This window comes from Pseudoalteromonas sp. S558, from assembly GCF_005886635.1.
Taxonomy (GTDB): domain Bacteria; phylum Pseudomonadota; class Gammaproteobacteria; order Enterobacterales; family Alteromonadaceae; genus Pseudoalteromonas; species Pseudoalteromonas aliena.
Window position 1 is genome coordinate 1 of record NZ_PNDU01000394.1, and the last position, 3126, is coordinate 3126.

The 3126-nt window shown below is 40.4% G+C and carries 2 protein-coding genes and 1 pseudogene; all 3 read right to left on the minus strand.

Annotation, left to right across the window (positions count from 1 at the left end; all coding sequences use genetic code 11):
- Positions 1-17: 17 nt before the first annotated feature.
- The 3 genes and pseudogenes from CWB66_RS19920 to CWB66_RS19930 all read right to left on the minus strand — a co-directional run bounded on the left by CWB66_RS19920 (position 18) and on the right by CWB66_RS19930 (position 2919).
- Positions 18-626 (minus strand): hypothetical protein, encoded by a 609-nt coding sequence (locus CWB66_RS19920; protein WP_138586725.1) that lies wholly within the window; start codon positions 624-626, stop codon positions 18-20.
- A gap of 343 nt (positions 627-969) precedes the next feature.
- Positions 970-2089 (minus strand): annotated as a pseudogene (locus CWB66_RS19925) (IS91 family transposase).
- Positions 2086-2919 carry a tyrosine-type recombinase/integrase gene (locus CWB66_RS19930; RefSeq protein ID WP_101162798.1) on the minus strand — a complete coding sequence of 278 codons (834 nt, stop codon included), beginning with the start codon at positions 2917-2919 and terminating at the stop codon, positions 2086-2088. The pseudogene CWB66_RS19925 and the gene CWB66_RS19930 overlap by 4 nt, the downstream one beginning before the upstream one ends.
- Positions 2920-3126: the final 207 nt, after the last annotated feature.

The window sequence follows — 3126 nt, forward strand, 5'->3', positions numbered from 1 at the left end:
GACCTCCGGCTACCCGATTAAGTGTCTTTTCGACCGACAAAGCTACTTATTGCCATTCCCAAAACACTTAGTGCCATTGTAAACATAAGACCTAAAAACCACTTATTTTGGTCATAGATCCTGTCAATTTCTGATTTTGTTTGGAGTAATTCTGTACGGAGGGACTCCTTAGCATTGTCTAAGTCTTTTCTTAGAATTGGTATTGCCAGTGCTTTTTCAGGGTTTAACGTTAATGCAGATTCAAGTGCTGCTAGTTTTACGTCTATTTTTGATACACTCTCAGAGACTTTGCTTACTTCTATTTTCCATTCACTACCTTCGGGAAGGCTTGTTAATGTATTGAGACTTATGTCGATTGTTTTAATATCAGATTTTAACTTAGTAAGTTGCTTGCTTTGAGCCTTCATGGTTTCTTCAGCCATAACTAACTTGTCCGATAGCTCTGCTCGTGTATAAGTTGTTTTTTGATCGAAAAAAATTCCAGATGATAAAGAGACTGTAACTCCTACAGCTACTGCTGAAATAACACCTGCAATAGTTGAAGTGAATTTTTGGACTTTTTCCGTCTTTTTACGCAAGTTTTCAATTTGTTCTTCACGCTCAGTATTCGCCATTCTTTCTTGCATCTGAACTCCTTATCATCGTGACACTTAACACTTTAGTATTTATGCAACACGCAGTTTGTGTTGCATAATCGCTTGTTGGACTGAGGCGCTACCTGCTCGGTGTGTTCGCGTTGGTATTGTTTATGCTATGGGAATTTGCTTTTTATGGCCTAACCGATATTTAGCCAATTTCATTGACGCGTATATCGTATCTAAGCTGTCCCTGCATTGCTCAGCGTTTATTATGTCCTTATTACACCTAAATTTAGCTTGATAAGCAACCATATTATTAAAACACACAGCCGCTATTAGCCTGAACAATTAAGCAGGTTAACATGTTGATTCTATTAAGCAGGCTAGCCCGCTAACTCGTTCGCTCTGTTGTAACTGTTGCCGCATCCGACTCTGCTATACCAATAAATCGCAAGATGCCAACTTTGCATGATTGACAGGGCCAATGTGGTATCAATGGATCTTTTTCTGTTTTTGGCTTCACTGGTTTACATGTGTGTGACTCTTGAGTCCTTATTAACGCTAACTTTTGTTTACGACATGCATTGGCTAAAAATCCATAGTGGCGAATGCGCATAAACCCTTTGGGCAATATATGTTGTAAATAACGCCGTAAAAATTCGTCACAACTCAGTGTCATGACCTTATTCCGGTTATTATCTTTATAATCTCGGTACTTAAAGCTCACTGTTTCTTCAGTCGCTGACACTAATCGCGATTCTGACATCACGCCTTTTCGGGTATAACGAGCAAGGTAACTAACTAGCTTTTCACTGTACGTTAAACAGGCTTTGCTATACACGCACCATTTGGTTGGTGTGCTTACCTTCGCGAATGAACTATCGCATTCATTGAGCGCCGCGAGCATTTTCCCTCTAAACACTGTTGATAATGCTTTAACGGGGTATAAATAACCTTTTTCTATTTCATGCCATTGCGCTTTATCAAGCGCACCTGCGGGTATCAAGCAATGCAGGTGAATATGCTGGCTTAAGTTCTGCCCCCACGTATGCAGTACGCTTGTCATACCTAACTGACCATGCCTCTTTCGTTTCGCAAATTTACACAGCGTTTGCCATGCGGCTTTAAATAAACAGTGATACAACGCGTTTGGGTTGTAGTGCGCAATAATATTTAACTCATGCGGGAGCGTAAAAACAAGGTGGAAATACCGACACGGTAATAAATCTTCCTGCTGTTTTTGCACCCATTTAGCCGTAGCCATCCCTTGGCAACGTGGGCAATGACGGTCTCGACAACTACACCCAATTTGTTGTACTTCACTACAGTTATCACATTGCCATGCTTGATAACCGAGCTGACCCGTTCTGCATGATTGAAGGTGTTGGCAGACACGTTCTGCATGATTGAAGGTGTTGGCAGACACGTAACTGCTGATAACTCATTATGTGGTGCTGCCGATAATTCCCAAGGCCAGAATTTAAAATATCAGCGAGGTGCAAGCCGCTCATTGGTTTCCCCAACTTGCGAGTAAATCAATGCCACCATGCCCTAATTCAGGTAACCAGTGTAAGTAACTTTGCGTGGTTCTAATGTCACTGTGACCAAGCTGATGTTGAAGTTGATGAAGCGGCATCCCTAACTCAAGTTGATGTGTTGCATAAGCATGGCGTAATACATGTGGATTACAGTGCTTTAAACCACACATTTGTGCATGTTTTTTCAATGCCTTTCTGAAGCTTGAGGGTGACATGGGTTTATCCATTAACCATCGTGAATAAAACATCCAGCCCGTTGGGTGATACATTTTCCAATAACAACGTAATTGATTTAGCACGCTATCTGATACAACAACATAGCGTGACTTATCTCCTTTACCATGTTCAATTAAAATGGTTTTACGCTGTCCATCGATGTCTTGCACTTTGATGCGCAGCAGTTCGCCAATACGCAAACCACATCCATAACACACCACTATCAATGTTTTTAAGCGCATATCCGTGCAACTTTCTATAAGTCGTCGAATATCATCACGCGATAAATAAGTAGGTGCCCGAGGTTTTGCTTTAGGCAAGGCTATGTCTAAGTTCAGTGGGCGATGTAAAATATTCTTAAACAGAAACCAAATGCTGTTTATTTGTATTTTTTGACTCGCTCTGGAGAGCTTGCGAATAGCGGGATCTTTAAAAAAGATATTCAGCTCATCATCAGTAATTAAATCGAGTGGTTTATTAAAATAATGGCTGAGTTTAAGTAAATGCTCGCAGTAACTTTTACAGGTACTTTGTGAATAACCAAGATAGGCTATTTCAGTTTTGACTTGTTCAATGAGTGTATTCATTACTTACCTCCAAATATGGGATAACCCCAAGGTAAGTGTGGCTCAAATGGTCAGAATAGGATCTCCGCGTAGCGGCTTAGTTCAACAATTTAATAGTGCGCTGGTAATCCTCCCTAAAAATAATAGATGCCAAATGTAGAATTTTCTCTTATTGTAAACACAGGAGAAAATTATGAAAAAAGCACATTTTACAGACAGTCAGATCCT

What these genes read in the sequence shown, in the direction of transcription:
- CWB66_RS19930 (WP_101162798.1), bottom strand. Translation starts at nt 2,919, where the DNA reads ATGAATACACTCATTGAACAAGTCAAAACTGAAATAGCCTATCTTGGT.
- CWB66_RS19920 (WP_138586725.1), bottom strand. Translation starts at nt 626, where the DNA reads ATGCAAGAAAGAATGGCGAATACTGAGCGTGAAGAACAAATTGAAAAC.